Below are 15010 nucleotides of genomic sequence, written 5' to 3'. Positions count from 1 at the left end.
CGGTGTGCGGTCTCCTAAGGAGGCTGCACCTGGCCCTTTTTGGAAATCCTGTCTCTATATTTCTCGGAATGAAACGCACCGCGCCGCCAAGAACGGCGACAGCCGTTTCACCTTGAGCGATTGCCGCAACTATCTCAAAACCTATGAAAGTGAGCTGTTCGATCATGAATACGAAAAAACTTTTCAACGATGGATGGGAATTTGCCAAAAGCGGTCTGGACGTTGCCGAGCATGCGGGGCTGCATTTCGAACCGGTGGATCTTCCTCATGATTGGTTGATTTATAATACATTGGCACTTTACGAGAACAGTATTGGCTGGTACCGCAAGACGTTTATAAGGTCGCGGAGTGATCGTGAGCTCTTGCTCTGCTTCGACGGTGTGTACATGGATTCTACCGTATACGTAAACGGCCAGGCTGTAGGCGAATGGAAAAACGGCTATGCTTCCTTCGAGCACAATATCACGGCTGCGGTTATCGAAGGGGAAAATGAAATCATCGTGAAAGTGGTGCATCAGAGCCCGAACAGCCGCTGGTATTCGGGAGCAGGCATTTACCGCAACGTCTGGCTCAAAGAGCAAGGCAACCATCACATTGTCACAGGCGGCGTCTATGTTACAGCCAAGCTGCAAGATGGCGGCAGCGGTGGCAGTTGGCTGGTGGAAGTGGACACGGACGTGTATATTGAAGAAGATGTGCTGCTTTCGCAAGATATCCTTTTCCAAGGGCAGACGGTTGCATCCACCTCGGAGCGGGTAAAAGCTGAACGCGGCGATGTCACAAAAAATAGCCAAACGTTAATCGTAAATGATCCTCTCTTATGGAGCACGGACGAACCGAATTTGTATCAAATCATCACGCGAATGCATCGAGTATCGCCGGAATCGGGCGGGGAAGAGCGCAATGTAGACGAAGATGAATACGAAGAATTGGAGACGCTCACACAGCCTCTGGGCTTCAGAAGCATCGTCCTTGATCCGCAGCAGGGGCTTCAGGTTAACGGGAAAAAGCTGAAATTGAATGGGGTTTGCGAGCATCATGACTTTGGTGCTCTAGGAGCAGCATTCAACATCTATGCGCTGCGGAGAAGATTTGAGCTGCTGAAGGAAATGGGTGTGAACGCCATTCGCACAGCGCATAATATGCCTGCTCCTGAGCTGATGGATTTGGCCGATGAGATGGGACTATTCGTCGTTACGGAAGCCTTCGATATGTGGGAGCGACCCAAGACGGCTTACGATAACGCTAGATTTTTCAAGGATTGGGCGTATGCGGACGTGAAAAGCTGGGTGCTTCGGGATCGGAATCATCCAAGCCTGCTCATGTGGAGCATCGGGAACGAGATTTACGATACGCATGCGGACGAGCATGGCCAGGAAATCACCAGAATGCTCATGGATTATGTATTGGAGTTCGATCCGAAGCAGAATGCGCGGGTTACGATTGGCTCGAACTATATGCCGTGGGAAAATGCGCAGAAATGCGCCGATATCGTAAAGGTTGCTGGCTATAACTACGCAGAAAAATATTATTGCAAGCATCATGAGGAGCATCCGGATTGGATCATCTACGGCAGCGAGACCGCTTCGGTCGTCCAGAGCAGAGGGATTTATCATTTCCCGTTTGAAAAATCAATTCTTGCCGACGATGACGAGCAATGCTCGGCTCTTGGAAACAGCTCGACAAGCTGGGGAGCCAGGTCGGCGGAGGCTTGTATTTTGGCGGAGCGGGATATGCCGTTTTCACTTGGCCAGTTTTTGTGGACCGGATTCGATTATATTGGGGAGCCGACACCGTATCATACGAAAAACTCATATTTCGGCCAGATCGATACGGCTACCTTCCCGAAGGATTCCTATTATATCTATCAGGCCGCTTGGACAGATTATAAAACGAAGCCGATGGTGCATCTCTTCCCGTATTGGGATTTTAATGCGGGGCAAATGATTGATGTCAGGGTTTGTTCGAATGCGCCGAAGATTGAATTGCAGTTTAATGGGGATACGATTGGAACTTACGATATTGATCACGAGCATGGAACGGAGCTTGTGGGCTGGTGGAAGGTGCCTTATGCGGAAGGGGAAATGAAGGCGATCGCCTATGACGAGCATGGCAACGTGATCGCAACCGATGTTCGAACATCGTTCGGTGATGCGACAAAGCTTCGTCTCGAGGCTGATAAAGCGGTGCTGACGGCGAACGGTACGGATTTGATTTTTGTGGAAATTGGTATGCTGGACGAACAGGGTCATTCGGTAGACAATGCGAACAATCGTGTTCATGTCGAGGTGACGGGGGCAGGCCGCCTGCTGGGGCTTGATAATGGCGACAGCACGGATTTTGATCCGTATAAGGGAACAAGCAGAAGATTGTTCAGCGGCAAGCTTATGGCGATTATTGGAGCAACGCTTGAGCCGGGGGAAATCCGAATCGAGGTGTCCTCCAAGGGGATGCAAGCTCAGGTGGCGGAATTCGAGTCGCACCCTGCGAGCGAGGTGAACGGTGTGAGCTTGGAAGGCATTTCAGCCAACACGAGCAATCAAGAGCTGGCATGCGTGACGGGGGAGGATGAAGAAACGCCGCTTCGTAAAATCGAAATGATTAGCGACTCTGGTCAAATCATAGATGAATCGACCAAGGAAATCGTTGTTCGAGCTAAGCTGTGGCCGGAAAATACGTCGTATCGAGACGTGGATTGGCGTGCGGTAACGGACGAAGGGATTGATTCAAATTTGGCCAAGCTCGAAGTGAATGGGCTTGAGGCGAAAATATCCGCTATCGGCGACGGTGCCTTCCGTCTTCGTTGTACGAGTAAGAACGGCACAGACAAGACGAAGCTGATTTCCCAGCTGGAGTTTAAGGCAGCAGGTCTTGGAACTGCCTACAAGGACCCATATGGCTTCATTTCGGCGGGGCTTTACGATTATAGCAAAGGCGATGTTGGGAATGGCAATGATAGAGGGGTAGCGACGAGCCGGGATGGCGAAACGCAAGTAGGCTTTCACGATATCGACTTCGGCCCTTATGGCTCTGATACCATTACGCTGCCGATCTTCGCCTTGTCCAGCGAGGAGTATGCGCTGCAAATTTGGGAAGGCATGCCCGGCGTTGAGGGGAGCAGCTTAGTTGCCGACGTCATTTATCAGAAGCCATCCCAGTGGAACGTCTATCAGGAAGAAACCTATCGTCTGACCAAGAGGCTTCGCGGCATTACGTCGATTTGCTTCGTGCTTCGCCAGAAGGTGCATATTAAAGGATTTTCTTTTGAACGCCAAAATCGGGCTTTCGAACAAAATGCGGCAGCCTCCTGCGATCGAGCTTATGGCGATACCTTTACCTTCGCAGATGAGCGTGTGGAAGGCATCGGCAATAATGTTTCACTCGAATTTGCACATATGGACTTTGCGGGTGAGGGTGCTTCGAAGCTAGTCATCAATGGGAGCTCGCCAATTGACAAAAATACGATCCATATTCGATTCGCTGGCGAGAACGGCGAAAGCAATCAGCTCGTAGAATTCGAGAAATCGGAGGGATACGAAGAACGGACATTTGAATTGGAGCAGGTAACAGGGCTGCAAAAAGTGACCTTCATCTTCCTGCCGGGCAGCAGCTTCGACTTTGGCTGGTTCCGTTTTGTGCGGGGGTAAGCAAGGAGAAGCCGCTTAGTAAGGTTTTGTTCGCTCGTAGACCCCGAGCATGACAAGACGATAACGCAGCAAGCTTTACAGTAGAGTAGAAGGAGGGGATACTGATGAATGTCGAAGAGGTTATGCAGGAGCTTGAAGCGCTCGGCAAGGAGCGCACCAAAAAAATATATGTTTCCAATGGAGCTCGCGAGCCGTTGTTTGGCGTGGCGACAGGCGCGATGAAGCCGATTGCCCGAAGAACGAAAAAAAATCAGCTGCTGGCCGAGCAGCTATATGCGACTGGAAATTATGACGCGATGTATTTTGCTGGTGTTATTGCGGAGCCTGAGGCGATGTCGGAGGCTGATTTTGACCGATGGCTGGACGCTGCCTATTTCTTTATGCTGTCTGATTACGTCGTAGCGGTAACGCTGGCGGAAACGGATATTGCGCGCGAGGTGGCAGATAAATGGATTTCAAGCGGCGAGGAGCTGCGCATGTCGGCAGGCTGGAGCTGCTATTGCTGGCTGCTTGGCAGCCGTCCGGACAGTGAATTCTCCGAGAGCAGGCTGGCCGGGATGCTGGAGTTGGTCTGCGATACGATTCACGCCGCTCCTGAACGCACCAAATATGCGATGAATAATTTCGTCTATACGACAGCGGTATCCTATGTGCCGCTGCATGCCAAGGCGGTCGAAACCGCTGCAGCTATCGGGCCGGTGGAGGTGACGGACGCGAAGTCCAAGACCAAGCGTCTAGACGCTGCCAGCAATATTCAGAAGGCTGTCGATAAAGGGCAAATCGGCTTCAAACGCAATTACGTAAGGTGCTGATAAAGCTTGACCCAGCTCAGGTCTCAATCGATCACTGCAAGACAAGGTAACAAGAGCGGAAGCTGTAACGGTGCTGTTGAAAATGCAGGCGGAAAAGCGAGAGTTGAGGCCTTGATGCGAAACGGGAGGAGAGGCAGGAAATCGCGCATCGAATGTCAAATGAAAGGAAGAAGCACATGTAAGGGCGGAGGCATAACAACAGGATTGCCCAATTAAAAATTCGCATCCTCCTATTACGAAAATCCTTGATGTCTCGGCCAAAGCTGATGCGCAAGCTCGATATGGGTTGAAGGGAGAAATGAAGATGACAACGAGTCCAAACAGCCCTGCAAAGGAGCTATCTACGGAGCAGCGTGAGGAATTACTTAAAGCCTTGAAAGCCCGTTTTGATAAAAATAGGGATTGGCATAAAGATCTTGAATGGGCTAATGTACAAGCAAAGCTTGAAGCTCAAACCGAAAAGCTATGGTCGCTTCATGAAATGGAGAGGACCGGTGGTGAACCGGATGTTGTTGATTATGACAAAGAGACGGGCGAGTTCATTTTTTATGATTGTTCGACGGAAAGTCCTAAAGGTCGAAGAAGCATTTGCTACGATCGTGAAGCTCTGGAGTCACGCAAAGAGCATAAGCCGCAAAATAGTGCGATGGAAATGGCAGGAGACATGGGGATAGAGGTTTTAACAGAAGAACAGTATCGGGAGCTGCAGGAGCTTGGAAAATTCGATTTAAAAACGTCCAGTTGGGTGAAAACACCCGCTGCTATTAGAGAACTAGGCGGTGCTATTTTTTGTGATCGTCGCTATAACACGATCTTCGTGTATCACAATGGAGCAGATTCCTATTATGGCGCTAGAGGTTTCCGGGGCTGGTTAAGGGTCTAGCCTTGCAGGTGAAGGCCGATTGTTTTTTACATTAGATAGCAAGGAATAGGTTGACCTCTCCCCACATTAAGCCAGTTGCTTTAAAGGAGATCATGGAACGATCTTTGCAAGCATTGTCATAGCAACTGCCTTTGCGACTAATACGGGTCTTCATCTTTTAGGATTTTAGTCGAGCCTGGTCGTCTCCGATCATACGTCTTTGCCGTTCATTATTGGATTCAGATTGTCACCGGAAGAGCCCATAACGTCTGGTTTTACGATGTCGGAGACACTTAAATTGGTAGATGTATGGCTGATAAAGAACTGGATTATATCCATGTTTTCCTCAATGATTTTTGTTCAATCACGCGTTTGAGAAGGGTACTATTTCATGCAGAAACGAATGTCGAGTGATTGAAAGATGCCCAGACGTAATCAATGTGTGATGTCAAATCATCCTGCTGTGTTATAATTGAATCGAGTGTCGATACTTATGATAGGAAGGGGAAACCCATGGATAAATTTAATGATCTAGAGAAGCTTATTAAGCTCACAGGAGATCGCGCTAAGCTGGATGCAAAAGCGAACGACACATATATTGTATATAAAACATCGGAAGGCAAAATTGTTAAGGAATACAACAATGGAGATATTGTCCCGATTGCGAATTTGGATGTCTCTCATGGATGAACAGAAACCGATTATGTATGTATTTGCCGGTAATAATGGCAGCGGGAAAAGTACGATTCGAAATCTAATTGTTGATCGGCTGGGAATTAGCATAAACATTGATCCTGATGCCTTGGCTCGAAGAATCGATTCAGTACATCCAGAAATCCGAAAGGTATCTGCGGGCAAAGAGGCTATCAAATTGGCCAGAGACTGTATTCGTTATAGACGAGATTTTTCGGTTGAAACTACATTAGCAGGAGGTAATGTCATTCGACTCATGCGTGATGCCAGGGCAAACGAATTTGAGATTACTATGTTTTATGTAGGTTTGGGTGATTATCATTTAAACATCGAACGAGTTGCAGCGAGAGTTAGAAATGGCGGACATCATATTCCGACTGAAGATATCGTCAGAAGACATGACACTTCGATTCGTAATTTAATAAACAATCAGTATCTAATCGACCATCTAATCGTCATAGATAACAGCAGTGCTGAAGGTGATAGAGTACTTCAAATAAGTCATGGTTTGATTACACATCGTGTGGATTCAATTCCTAGTTGGGCCGAACAAATTGAAAAAACATATTTGAAGTGAGAGGAACACCTGTACTTTATGGGCTGTTCTTCTTTTAATATGTAGGGAAGTACGAACAGATTCGCTTGTTCAAATGAGATTTTGAAAAGTCCAAGTTCACCAACTGGACTTTTTTTTATATTTGGTATTCTACATAAGCAAGTTATACCCGTTTCTCGTAATACTTTGACCCTATCTAATAACATTTAAATGAGGGGAAATAAGAAAGGGGTGTTCATTTGGTGAAATGGAAATTGTATTGGGTTGAATCGGATGGTTACGAGGACTGCTTTGTTGTTGCTAAAAATAGCCGTAGTGCAAAATCTGTTGAAGTACATATGAACGGATTTAATATGTCGGATGTTACGGCTGTCCGTGTAATGGACGTACCCGATATTTTTGAAAAAAAAGCAGATAAAAAATATAGAAAGTGGTCAAAAAAACATGCGCCACAGCAAGCTAATAGACCTGACCTACATCAATGGCCTTGGTATGCTGCTAAATGGCTATTAAAAGATTTGGGAGCACAGTTCCGAATTATAGATGATGAAGAGCAGACACTTTTACGAGATGTTGTTTATGCAAAGAAAGCTATCGGTGTATGGTATACCTATAGCATTGGTGCAAGAGCTCTTTCTGAAAGGAATGAAAGACTTCCCATATATGAAAATTATGAAAAAGAGCCGGAGATTGATAATTATAAGAAAAGCAACAGAAAAAATATTCTTACTGATTGGGGGCAGAGAGAATTATTAGCGTTTCTTGATTTATTCCTTTCTTTGTGCATTCCAATTGAAACAATAGCAGCATCATGTTTTGAAATCAGTATTGTATTTGGTAATACATGTTTACTTGATATAAATGCTGAGAAGTTTCCAATAGAGAGTTCAGAAGAATTATTGGGTCTATTTATCTCTTCTTTTAAACTAAAAAGTTTGCTCTGGAAAATGAATAGTTGTTTTGTTGAGTTGATTTATGACACCAATATAGGGCAAAGCATTGAATGGCAACCACGTTAATAGCAAGTATTATGTTAATCTCCTCCCGCAGCAGTGGAGGTTTTTTTATTTGAACATAGAGGATTGAGGATTGCTTATTGTATGATAGATGATAGAACGACTGCCACTGCCTCAAGAGGCAGTTATTAATAGAGAACATAGGAGGATTACATGTCCTGGAGCAAAATGAAACAAAATCTGGAGAGTTTTCTCTGTCCAGCGTTAAATGGAAGGGTCGAATACCGTTCAACCAGCTATCGTTATTTGCCTGATAAAGCCGGACTTTGTTATATAGCGGTAGATAAAAAGAACGTGCTTAATATGAGTGATACAACTAACCCAATCAGATGGTATCAGACGGAACTGGAAATTAAAAATGATTCAGCTATCCAAATTCCGATCAGCCATGAAGAAATGGAAGCAGTCAGAAAAGATACCAAGGGCACCGTTCCGGAGGAGCGTCTAATCGTAATTGCGAGAAGTAGAAAAATAACAGAATATGCAAAGGAGCTAATGTCGGCACAAGCCTCACTAAGTAAATCAAATTTTATCGTTGCAGCTAATAAGTTTTTATCCACTTCTATAGAGGAAAGCATAGAGAGCCATGATATTTTATTGAATGTTTTAGCTTTGGTAGACAGACGCGTTGGAAAAAAACGAATGTTAAACATGACCGAGAAAATAAAGCTAAAGCATCCCATTGTGCAGTATTTTTATGAACTACGGCTTAGTACGTTTTGAAAATAAAAGACAAGATGTAATCAGATTTTTGTAAAATATAAGACTTTATAAGTTTCCCCCTTATACTCAGCTTATATTTCTACGCGAAACGGCTGCTTTGCCGCGAAAGGACGGCGATAGCCGTTTCACCTTGCCTATTTGAGTTAGTGTTCTCCGTGCAGAAAAGGATATTTGCAAAAATGTTTAAGGAGACAAGAACCGATGATTCGTGTAATGCTCATTGATGATGAAGAAGATGCGCTGGATTTGTTGGGCATTTTGCTCGGACAAATCGGGAGTGTTCAGGTAGCAGGAAGATATATCAATCCGCTTCAAGCAATTGAGGCTTTAAGTTATACTCCCGTAGATGCCGTGTTCCTAGATAATCAGATGCCTGGAATGAAGGGCACGGAAGCTGCCAGAATAATCAGGGGCATGTTCCCGCATATGCCGATCGTATTCACAACGGCATATGCAGAATATGCAGTCGAAGCATTTGAAATTCAATCGACTGACTATCTGCTGAAGCCATTTACAATAGAAAGATTGCAGAACGCGGTTGCGCGCATTAAACAATCCTTATCCGAGTCCGTTTTTCAGGCACGTCAAAGAGCAAGCATGACCCCAACCGTCAAATGTCTGGGAGGCTTCCAGCTAGTATTTCCGGGTGTCACGAACAAGGGGCTGACATGGAAAACGAAGAAGGAAAGGGAGCTCTGCGCGTTTTTGATCCATTATGCCGGAAAGACTGTGAATACCGCATCGATCATTGAGGCCATATGGCCGGGCTACGATCTGAATAAGGCGAAAACTTATTTGTATACTTGCCTGTCCTATTTACGGAAAAGCTTGGCTGAGCATCATATTCCAATACATATTACGAAAGCGGATCAAGGCTTCGGCGTTATATTGGACGGGGTGACGGTCGATGTCATTGAATTTGAGCAGCTGCTGAGCAGCACATTGGCTGAAGCGGAAATGGATGAAAGGTTTTACGATAAAATGAACCAGCTGTACAAAGGCGAATATATGGAAGCCTGCGATTTCGGGTGGGCCACCGCCAGACAGCTCGGGATCAAGGCCTCGTATGTCCGCGTGCTTCGTAAATGGTGTGCGTATTTTCAAAGTCAGGGCAATTATACGCTTGCGGTGGACAGCATGCAAAACCTATTGTCGCTGGCCCCTGATTCCGAGATTGACGGACGTGAGCTGATCAAGCTGCATCTGAAGATGGGCAATCGAAATGAAGCGCATCGTGTCTGCCTGCAATTGGAACAAGCGGTGCGCCTGCAATTGGGAGCTGAGCTGGAGGAAGAGACCTTGCGGTTAATTGGGCAAACGAAAGACAAGACAGAGCGGCAAGCAGAATGAGAAAAAAAGTTTCTGCGGCGCTCATCACCTTATCTCTGCTGATTGCAACCTACGTGATGTTGTTGACTTATTCCTCTATGGATCAGAAGCCTATGCCAGCGGCAGTGAATGGGGGCATGGACTTAACGGCATGGAATTTCGAGGAGGATGGAGCCGTTCGGCTGGATGGGCAGTGGGAGTTTTATCCGGATCAACTGCTCACTCAGCAGCATTCTCTCTCTACTGCTATAGCAGGAGAATTAACGCCTGCGATGATTCAGGTTCCTGGATCATGGTTGAACCAGATGGATACGATTGGCATGGCGACCTATCGATTGCAGCTCCAGATCGGCGATTCAGGGGCGGTGTATGGACTGAAAACAGCGTCGATCCTTATTTCCAATCGGCTCATCGTTAATGGCAATATCGTCGGATCAAGCGGGAATCCGGCCGATAAACAGCATTACAAAGCGCTTAACAAACCGTATGTCAGCTACTTCACACTGCAGCCGGGCTGGAATGAAATTCTGGTTCAGGTGGCCAACCATGAATTTCGCGTAGGCAGCGGGATCGGCGAATCCCTTCTCTTGGGCAAGGCTGAGCAGATTACCGGGCTTCGTGATCGGGCGACAGCTCATGATTGGGTGGCGTTAACCGCCTTTCTGATTATGGGATTATATTTTATTGGATTATTTTCCCAACGAAGAAATGATTTTTCCCTTGCGGTATTTGGCTTCGTTTGTGTATGTATCGCTGTATTTACAAGCGTCAGCGGCGAAAGAGTGCTATTCGATGCGGTCGGCCCGTTGCCGTTCTGGCTTTATTTCCGCATTCAGATGGTCTCGACAGTTGGCGTAGGTGTTGGCTTTTTCCTATATGTATATACCGCTTTTCGGCCCTACTGCTTTAAATGGCTCACTCGGGGAGGGCTGGCCTCCGGGGTGATTCTTGCCCTGCTGAATATCGGGTTCGCCTCGCAGCTTTCAACAGGGCTGTTTCGTCAAATGACGTCGTTATACGTCACTATTTCGCTGCTATACGCAACGTATGTATTCGTGTATACGGCCCTGCACAAAGTAGCGGGCAGCGGGTATTTGGTCGTGGCGGCAATGGCTTTGAATGCGCTGGTGCTGAACCAGAATATGAACGTTTATTTCGGCGTGCCGATCTATGTGCTTCCCCCGATTGAGCCTTTTCTTGTGCTGCTGATGCTCGCCTTGCTGATGTCGCTCCGGTTCTCAAATGCTTTCAAAAAAATTGAGGAGCTGTCCGGGCAATTGCTGCAAGCGGACAAGCAAAAGGATGATTTCCTCGCCCGAACCTCGCATGAATTCAAGACGCCGCTTCACGGCGTGCTGAATATTTCCCAGTCGATGCTAGGCGATGTAGCACATCCGCCGACTGCCGAACAACGGGAAAAGCTTCAATTGATTACCGACATTACGAGGAAGCTTTCGCAGCTCGTTTACGACATCTTGGACTTATCCAGACTGAAGCAGGGCGAAATGAGAATCGTTCCGGCGCCGATCGATGTTCGTTCGGTCGCGGAGGTGCAGGTGCGCTTCTATTCCTATTTGTGTACGGAAAACCACATTCAACTGGTGAACCATGTGCCCGCGCAGCTGCCTTCCGCCTTTGCCGATGAAAACCGCCTGAGCCAGGTTATCGGAAATTTGCTGGATAATGCAATCAAGCATACGAAAAGCGGCAGGATTGTCATTACCGGGAGGGAGCAGGGGGGCAAGCTTGAAATTGCGGTGCACGACACAGGAGAAGGCATTGAGCCTCAAGACCTTCCATTCATTTTTGAACCGTTCAAATCGCTTGAGGGAGCACAGCACCGCGGCTTTGGTTTAGGGCTGCCGATCGCGAAGCAGCTAGTCGAACTGCAAAAGGGCACGCTATCGGTTGCTTCCACGCCTGGAGTCGGTTCAACCTTCACATTCACGCTTCCGATCGCAGACCAGCGAAGAGAAGCGACTTTGTCCTCGTCCTATTCAAGCCCTCAGGCGATGCTCAAGGAACCGGAATATTCCTTTACTACGCCTTATTATACGAATCAGAGCGGCAAGCATACGGTTCTTGTCGTCGACGATCAGTATGTGAACTTGAAAGTTTTATTGGACGCGCTTCAAGCTCTCGACTATCACGTAATTGCGGTCAAGAACGGGAACGAGGCGCTGGAGCAGATCGATCAATCGGGCAGGATCGATCTCGTTATCCTCGATCTAATGATGCCGGGCATGTCCGGCTACGAAGTGTGTCAGGAGATTCGTAAACGATACTCGATGCTGGAGCTGCCCGTCCTGATGGTGACGGCGGCCTTTCAACCCCAATATAAGGTGGCGGCATTCCAAGCAGGGGCGAATGATTACTTGCCGAAACCGTTCGATCTGGAGGAGCTTAAGGCAAGAATCGGCAGCATGCTCGCAATGAAGGAATCACTCGGTCGAGCGGTCCACTTGGAAGTGGCGTTTTTGCAATCGCAGATCAAACCGCATTTTTTGTATAACGTGCTGAATAGTATTGTGGCCTCGAGCTACACGGATGTAGAGCGTGCGCGGAAGATGATTGTCGATCTCGCCGATTACCTGCGAGGAAGCTTTCGGTTCAGCAATGCGGAGGAACGCATAGGGTTTGCCGAAGAATTCAGCCTTGTTCGAACGTATGTGGAAATTGAGCGGGCCCGCTTCAAAGATCGTATTCGCTTCGAATATGCGATCGATGAGGCTGCTTATGGCTTGCAAATGCCGCCGCTTTTGTTGCAGCCGCTTGTAGAAAATGCGATTCGGCATGGCATCGGCGATCGACTTGAAGGCGGGATGGTGAAGATGACAGCGGAACAGTCGGATGGAAAGTGGCGGTTTGTCGTAGCCGATGACGGCGTTGGCATCGCGCCAGAACGATTGAAGACGCTGCTTGAACGAGCTGATACAGATGAGCCGCAGGGGGTCGGCTTGCGGAATATTAATAAGCGCTTGAAATACGAATACGGGGTTTCGCTGGAGCTGGAAAGCGAACTAGGACGTGGTACGAAGGTCACCATATGCATCCCTGCCTCGCGGGTTTAACAGGCTGTTTTGCTTAACGCTATAGGTTCTCACAACAGGTTCTCATCGTTTTACGATGGGGCCTGTTTTTTTAAATAAGCCCAGTATAAATTCTACACTTATACTGGGCTTATTTCATCGCGAAACATTAGCTTTGCCGCCAGAGTAAGGCGACAGCCGTTTACGCTTGAAATATAGGAAAGCATATGATTTTTTTATCCTTTCTCTATATTTCTCGGAATGAAACGCGCTGCGCCGCCAGAGGATGGCGACCGCCGTTTCACCTTGATGTAGAAAATTGTCGACTTTTAAGGTTTTTTTAAGGTGTACTCCTGTATGCTGAGCTAGAAAATGTGGGCTATGAGACAGAATGATAATGTGGAGAGGAAGATGCAGATTGGTCCCAGTAATGAGTAAGCATAGAAATAATGATAAAATCCAAAAAACGGCACATCTTTTACTCGCCGTTATGCTTTTGATACCGCTTCTATCAAGCGGAGGTACGGCTTGGGCAGCGGCAGGCTGGTCGCCAGTGGATGGCGGCGGTACGAATGGCTTGAACGTAAACGCTGCAAGAGAGGGGAACTACACTGCATTAGCTGTATTCAACGATGAAGTATATGAAGCATGGCAGGAAACGAATGGAACGGCGAACCAAATACGTGTTAAGAAATATAACGGCACGAGCTGGGCGAGCGTCGACGGTAACGGGGCAAATGGAGTGAACGTAGATCCTTCAAAAGCGGCGTCTACCCCTGCAATGGCAGTTTTTGAGGATGCATTATATATCGCGTGGGTTGAAAGAAACGCAGTCTCCAGCATCAATCAAATAAAGGTCAAGAAATATAATGGCGCAAGTTGGACCAGTGTGGATGGCGGCCCAGATGGGCTAAACATTAATGCCTCAAGAGGGGTATCATACCCTGCATTGTTTGTACATGACAATAATCTGTATGCGGCGTGGAATGAGGTAAACGACAATAACGCTAATCAAATCCGGGTTAAGAAGTATGACGGCACTGCTTGGACAAGCGCTGACGGCGGCGGTGTGAACGGTTTGAATGTAAACACTTCAATGGGAGCGGCTGTCCCTAAAATGGCTGAATACAATGGTTCTTTATATTTGGCGTGGCAGGAAACCAACGGAAGCGCTGTTCAAATTCGCGCCAAAAAATATGACGGGTCGAATTGGACGTCGATTGATGGCGGGGGTACGACCGGTTTGAATGTAAATGGGGCAAAAACAGGAGCCAGTCCCTCATTGACTGTATATGACAACGCCTTATATTTGGCGTGGGACGAAATAGTCGGAACAAATGATAATCAAATTCGAGTCAAGAAATATGATGGAAGCACTTGGACGAGTGTGGACGGCAACGGGATGTATGGTATAAACAAGCAGACTGATTACAGAGCAAACTATGTTGTGTTAACGGCACTCGATAACGATTTATATGCAGTGTGGCAGGAGTACAATGGAACGGCTTTTCAAATCCGGGTCAAAAAGTATGACGGTACGAGTTGGACGAGCGTAGATGGAAACGGAGTCAATGGTTTGAACGTGAATGTGTCGAGAGCTGCACAATTTCCTGCGGCAGCAGTGTTAAACAGTGTTTTATATGTCGGGTGGCAGGAGACGAACGGAAGCGTCGTTCAAATTCGGACTTCCAGTTATGTGCCACCTGTGCCTCCGACCATTAATAGCGTAACTGTGAGCCCAAGCACCGCAAGTGTTGTGCAAGGAGGAAGCAGACAGCTCACAGCTGCGGTGGATGCAGCAGGTGGAGCAGCGACGACGGTGACTTGGACGAGCAGCGACGCGAGCAAGGTCGCGGTGAACAGCACGGGGAATGTAACCGTAGCGGCAGATGCCGCGCTGGGCGACTACATGATTACGGCAACGTCAACAGTAGATAGCAGTAAAAAAGGCACCTCGACGATTACCGTCACAGAAGCGCCAGCTATCAACAGCGTAACTGTGAGTCCAAGCACCGCAAGTGTTGTGCAAGGAGGAAGCGAGCAGCTCACAGCTACAGTGGATGCCGTAGGAGGAGCGGCGGCGACGGTGACTTGGACGAGCAGCGATGCGAGCAAGGTCGCGGTGAACAGCACGGGGAATGTAACCGTAGCAGCGAATGCAACGCCGGGTGATTACACGATTACGGCAACGTCAACGGTAAATAGCAGTAAAAAAGACACTTCGACGATTACAGTCACGGCAGCGCCAGCAGTCAACAGTGTAAGAGTGAATCCAAGCACCGCAAGCGTTGTGCAAGGAGGAAGCGAGCAGCTCACAGCATCGGTAGATGCAGTGGGAGGAGC

At 47.6% G+C, this 15010-nt stretch carries 10 protein-coding genes; all 10 read left to right on the top strand.

The features are described 5' to 3' along the window. Positions 1-164 precede the first annotated feature (164 nt). Positions 165-3647, top strand: a complete 3483-nt coding sequence (locus ABEW34_RS14010) for a glycoside hydrolase family 2 TIM barrel-domain containing protein (RefSeq protein ID WP_430159723.1) — start codon at positions 165-167, stop codon at positions 3645-3647. 104 nt (positions 3648-3751) lie between these two features. After that, entirely contained in the window at positions 3752-4459 is a 708-nt protein-coding gene (locus tag ABEW34_RS14005; RefSeq protein WP_430159721.1) for a DNA alkylation repair protein, read from the top strand. Between the two features lie 304 nt (positions 4460-4763). After that, a complete protein-coding gene (locus tag ABEW34_RS14000) occupies positions 4764-5342 on the top strand; it encodes a DUF4256 domain-containing protein (protein ID WP_430159936.1) in 579 nt (192 codons plus the stop codon). A gap of 492 nt (positions 5343-5834) precedes the next feature. Continuing rightward, positions 5835-6011, top strand: a complete 177-nt coding sequence (locus tag ABEW34_RS13995) for a hypothetical protein (RefSeq protein WP_430159720.1) — start codon at positions 5835-5837, stop codon at positions 6009-6011. Then, positions 6004-6591, top strand: coding sequence for a zeta toxin family protein (locus tag ABEW34_RS13990; protein WP_430159717.1), 588 nt, complete (start codon positions 6004-6006; stop codon positions 6589-6591). The genes ABEW34_RS13995 and ABEW34_RS13990 overlap by 8 nt, the downstream gene beginning before the upstream one ends. 221 nt (positions 6592-6812) lie before the next feature. Continuing rightward, positions 6813-7589 (top strand): hypothetical protein, encoded by a 777-nt coding sequence (locus tag ABEW34_RS13985; RefSeq protein ID WP_430159715.1) that lies wholly within the window; start codon positions 6813-6815, stop codon positions 7587-7589. 150 nt (positions 7590-7739) lie between these two features. Then, on the top strand, positions 7740-8309 hold the full coding sequence (locus ABEW34_RS13980; protein ID WP_430159712.1) for an SF0329 family protein: 570 nt from the start codon (positions 7740-7742) through the stop codon (positions 8307-8309). A 201-nt stretch (positions 8310-8510) separates the two neighbouring features. Next, on the top strand, positions 8511-9659 hold the full coding sequence (locus ABEW34_RS13975; RefSeq protein WP_430159711.1) for a response regulator: 1149 nt from the start codon (positions 8511-8513) through the stop codon (positions 9657-9659). Further along, positions 9656-12709 (top strand): ATP-binding protein, encoded by a 3054-nt coding sequence (locus ABEW34_RS13970; RefSeq protein WP_430159708.1) that lies wholly within the window; start codon positions 9656-9658, stop codon positions 12707-12709. Before ABEW34_RS13975 ends, ABEW34_RS13970 begins: the two co-directional genes overlap by 4 nt. 388 nt (positions 12710-13097) lie before the next feature. Next, on the top strand, positions 13098-15010 hold a 1913-nt coding region (locus ABEW34_RS13965), incomplete at its 3' end, for an Ig-like domain-containing protein (RefSeq protein ID WP_430159705.1).

This window comes from Paenibacillus algorifonticola (genome assembly GCF_050481745.1).
Lineage (GTDB): Bacteria > Bacillota > Bacilli > Paenibacillales > Paenibacillaceae > Pristimantibacillus > Pristimantibacillus algorifonticola_A.
The sequence above is the reverse complement of the archived record's forward strand: the minus strand, read 5'-3'. Positions and strand labels throughout refer to the sequence as shown.

Coding starts and splice junctions, on each gene's coding strand:
- ABEW34_RS14010 (WP_430159723.1), top strand. CDS start 165: ATGAATACGAAAAAACTTTTCAACGATGGATGGGAATTTGCCAAAAGC.
- ABEW34_RS14005 (WP_430159721.1), top strand. CDS start 3,752: ATGAATGTCGAAGAGGTTATGCAGGAGCTTGAAGCGCTCGGCAAGGAG.
- ABEW34_RS14000 (WP_430159936.1), top strand. CDS start 4,764: ATGACAACGAGTCCAAACAGCCCTGCAAAGGAGCTATCTACGGAGCAG.
- ABEW34_RS13995 (WP_430159720.1), top strand. CDS start 5,835: ATGGATAAATTTAATGATCTAGAGAAGCTTATTAAGCTCACAGGAGAT.
- ABEW34_RS13990 (WP_430159717.1), top strand. CDS start 6,004: ATGGATGAACAGAAACCGATTATGTATGTATTTGCCGGTAATAATGGC.
- ABEW34_RS13980 (WP_430159712.1), top strand. CDS start 7,740: ATGTCCTGGAGCAAAATGAAACAAAATCTGGAGAGTTTTCTCTGTCCA.
- ABEW34_RS13975 (WP_430159711.1), top strand. CDS start 8,511: ATGATTCGTGTAATGCTCATTGATGATGAAGAAGATGCGCTGGATTTG.
- ABEW34_RS13970 (WP_430159708.1), top strand. CDS start 9,656: ATGAGAAAAAAAGTTTCTGCGGCGCTCATCACCTTATCTCTGCTGATT.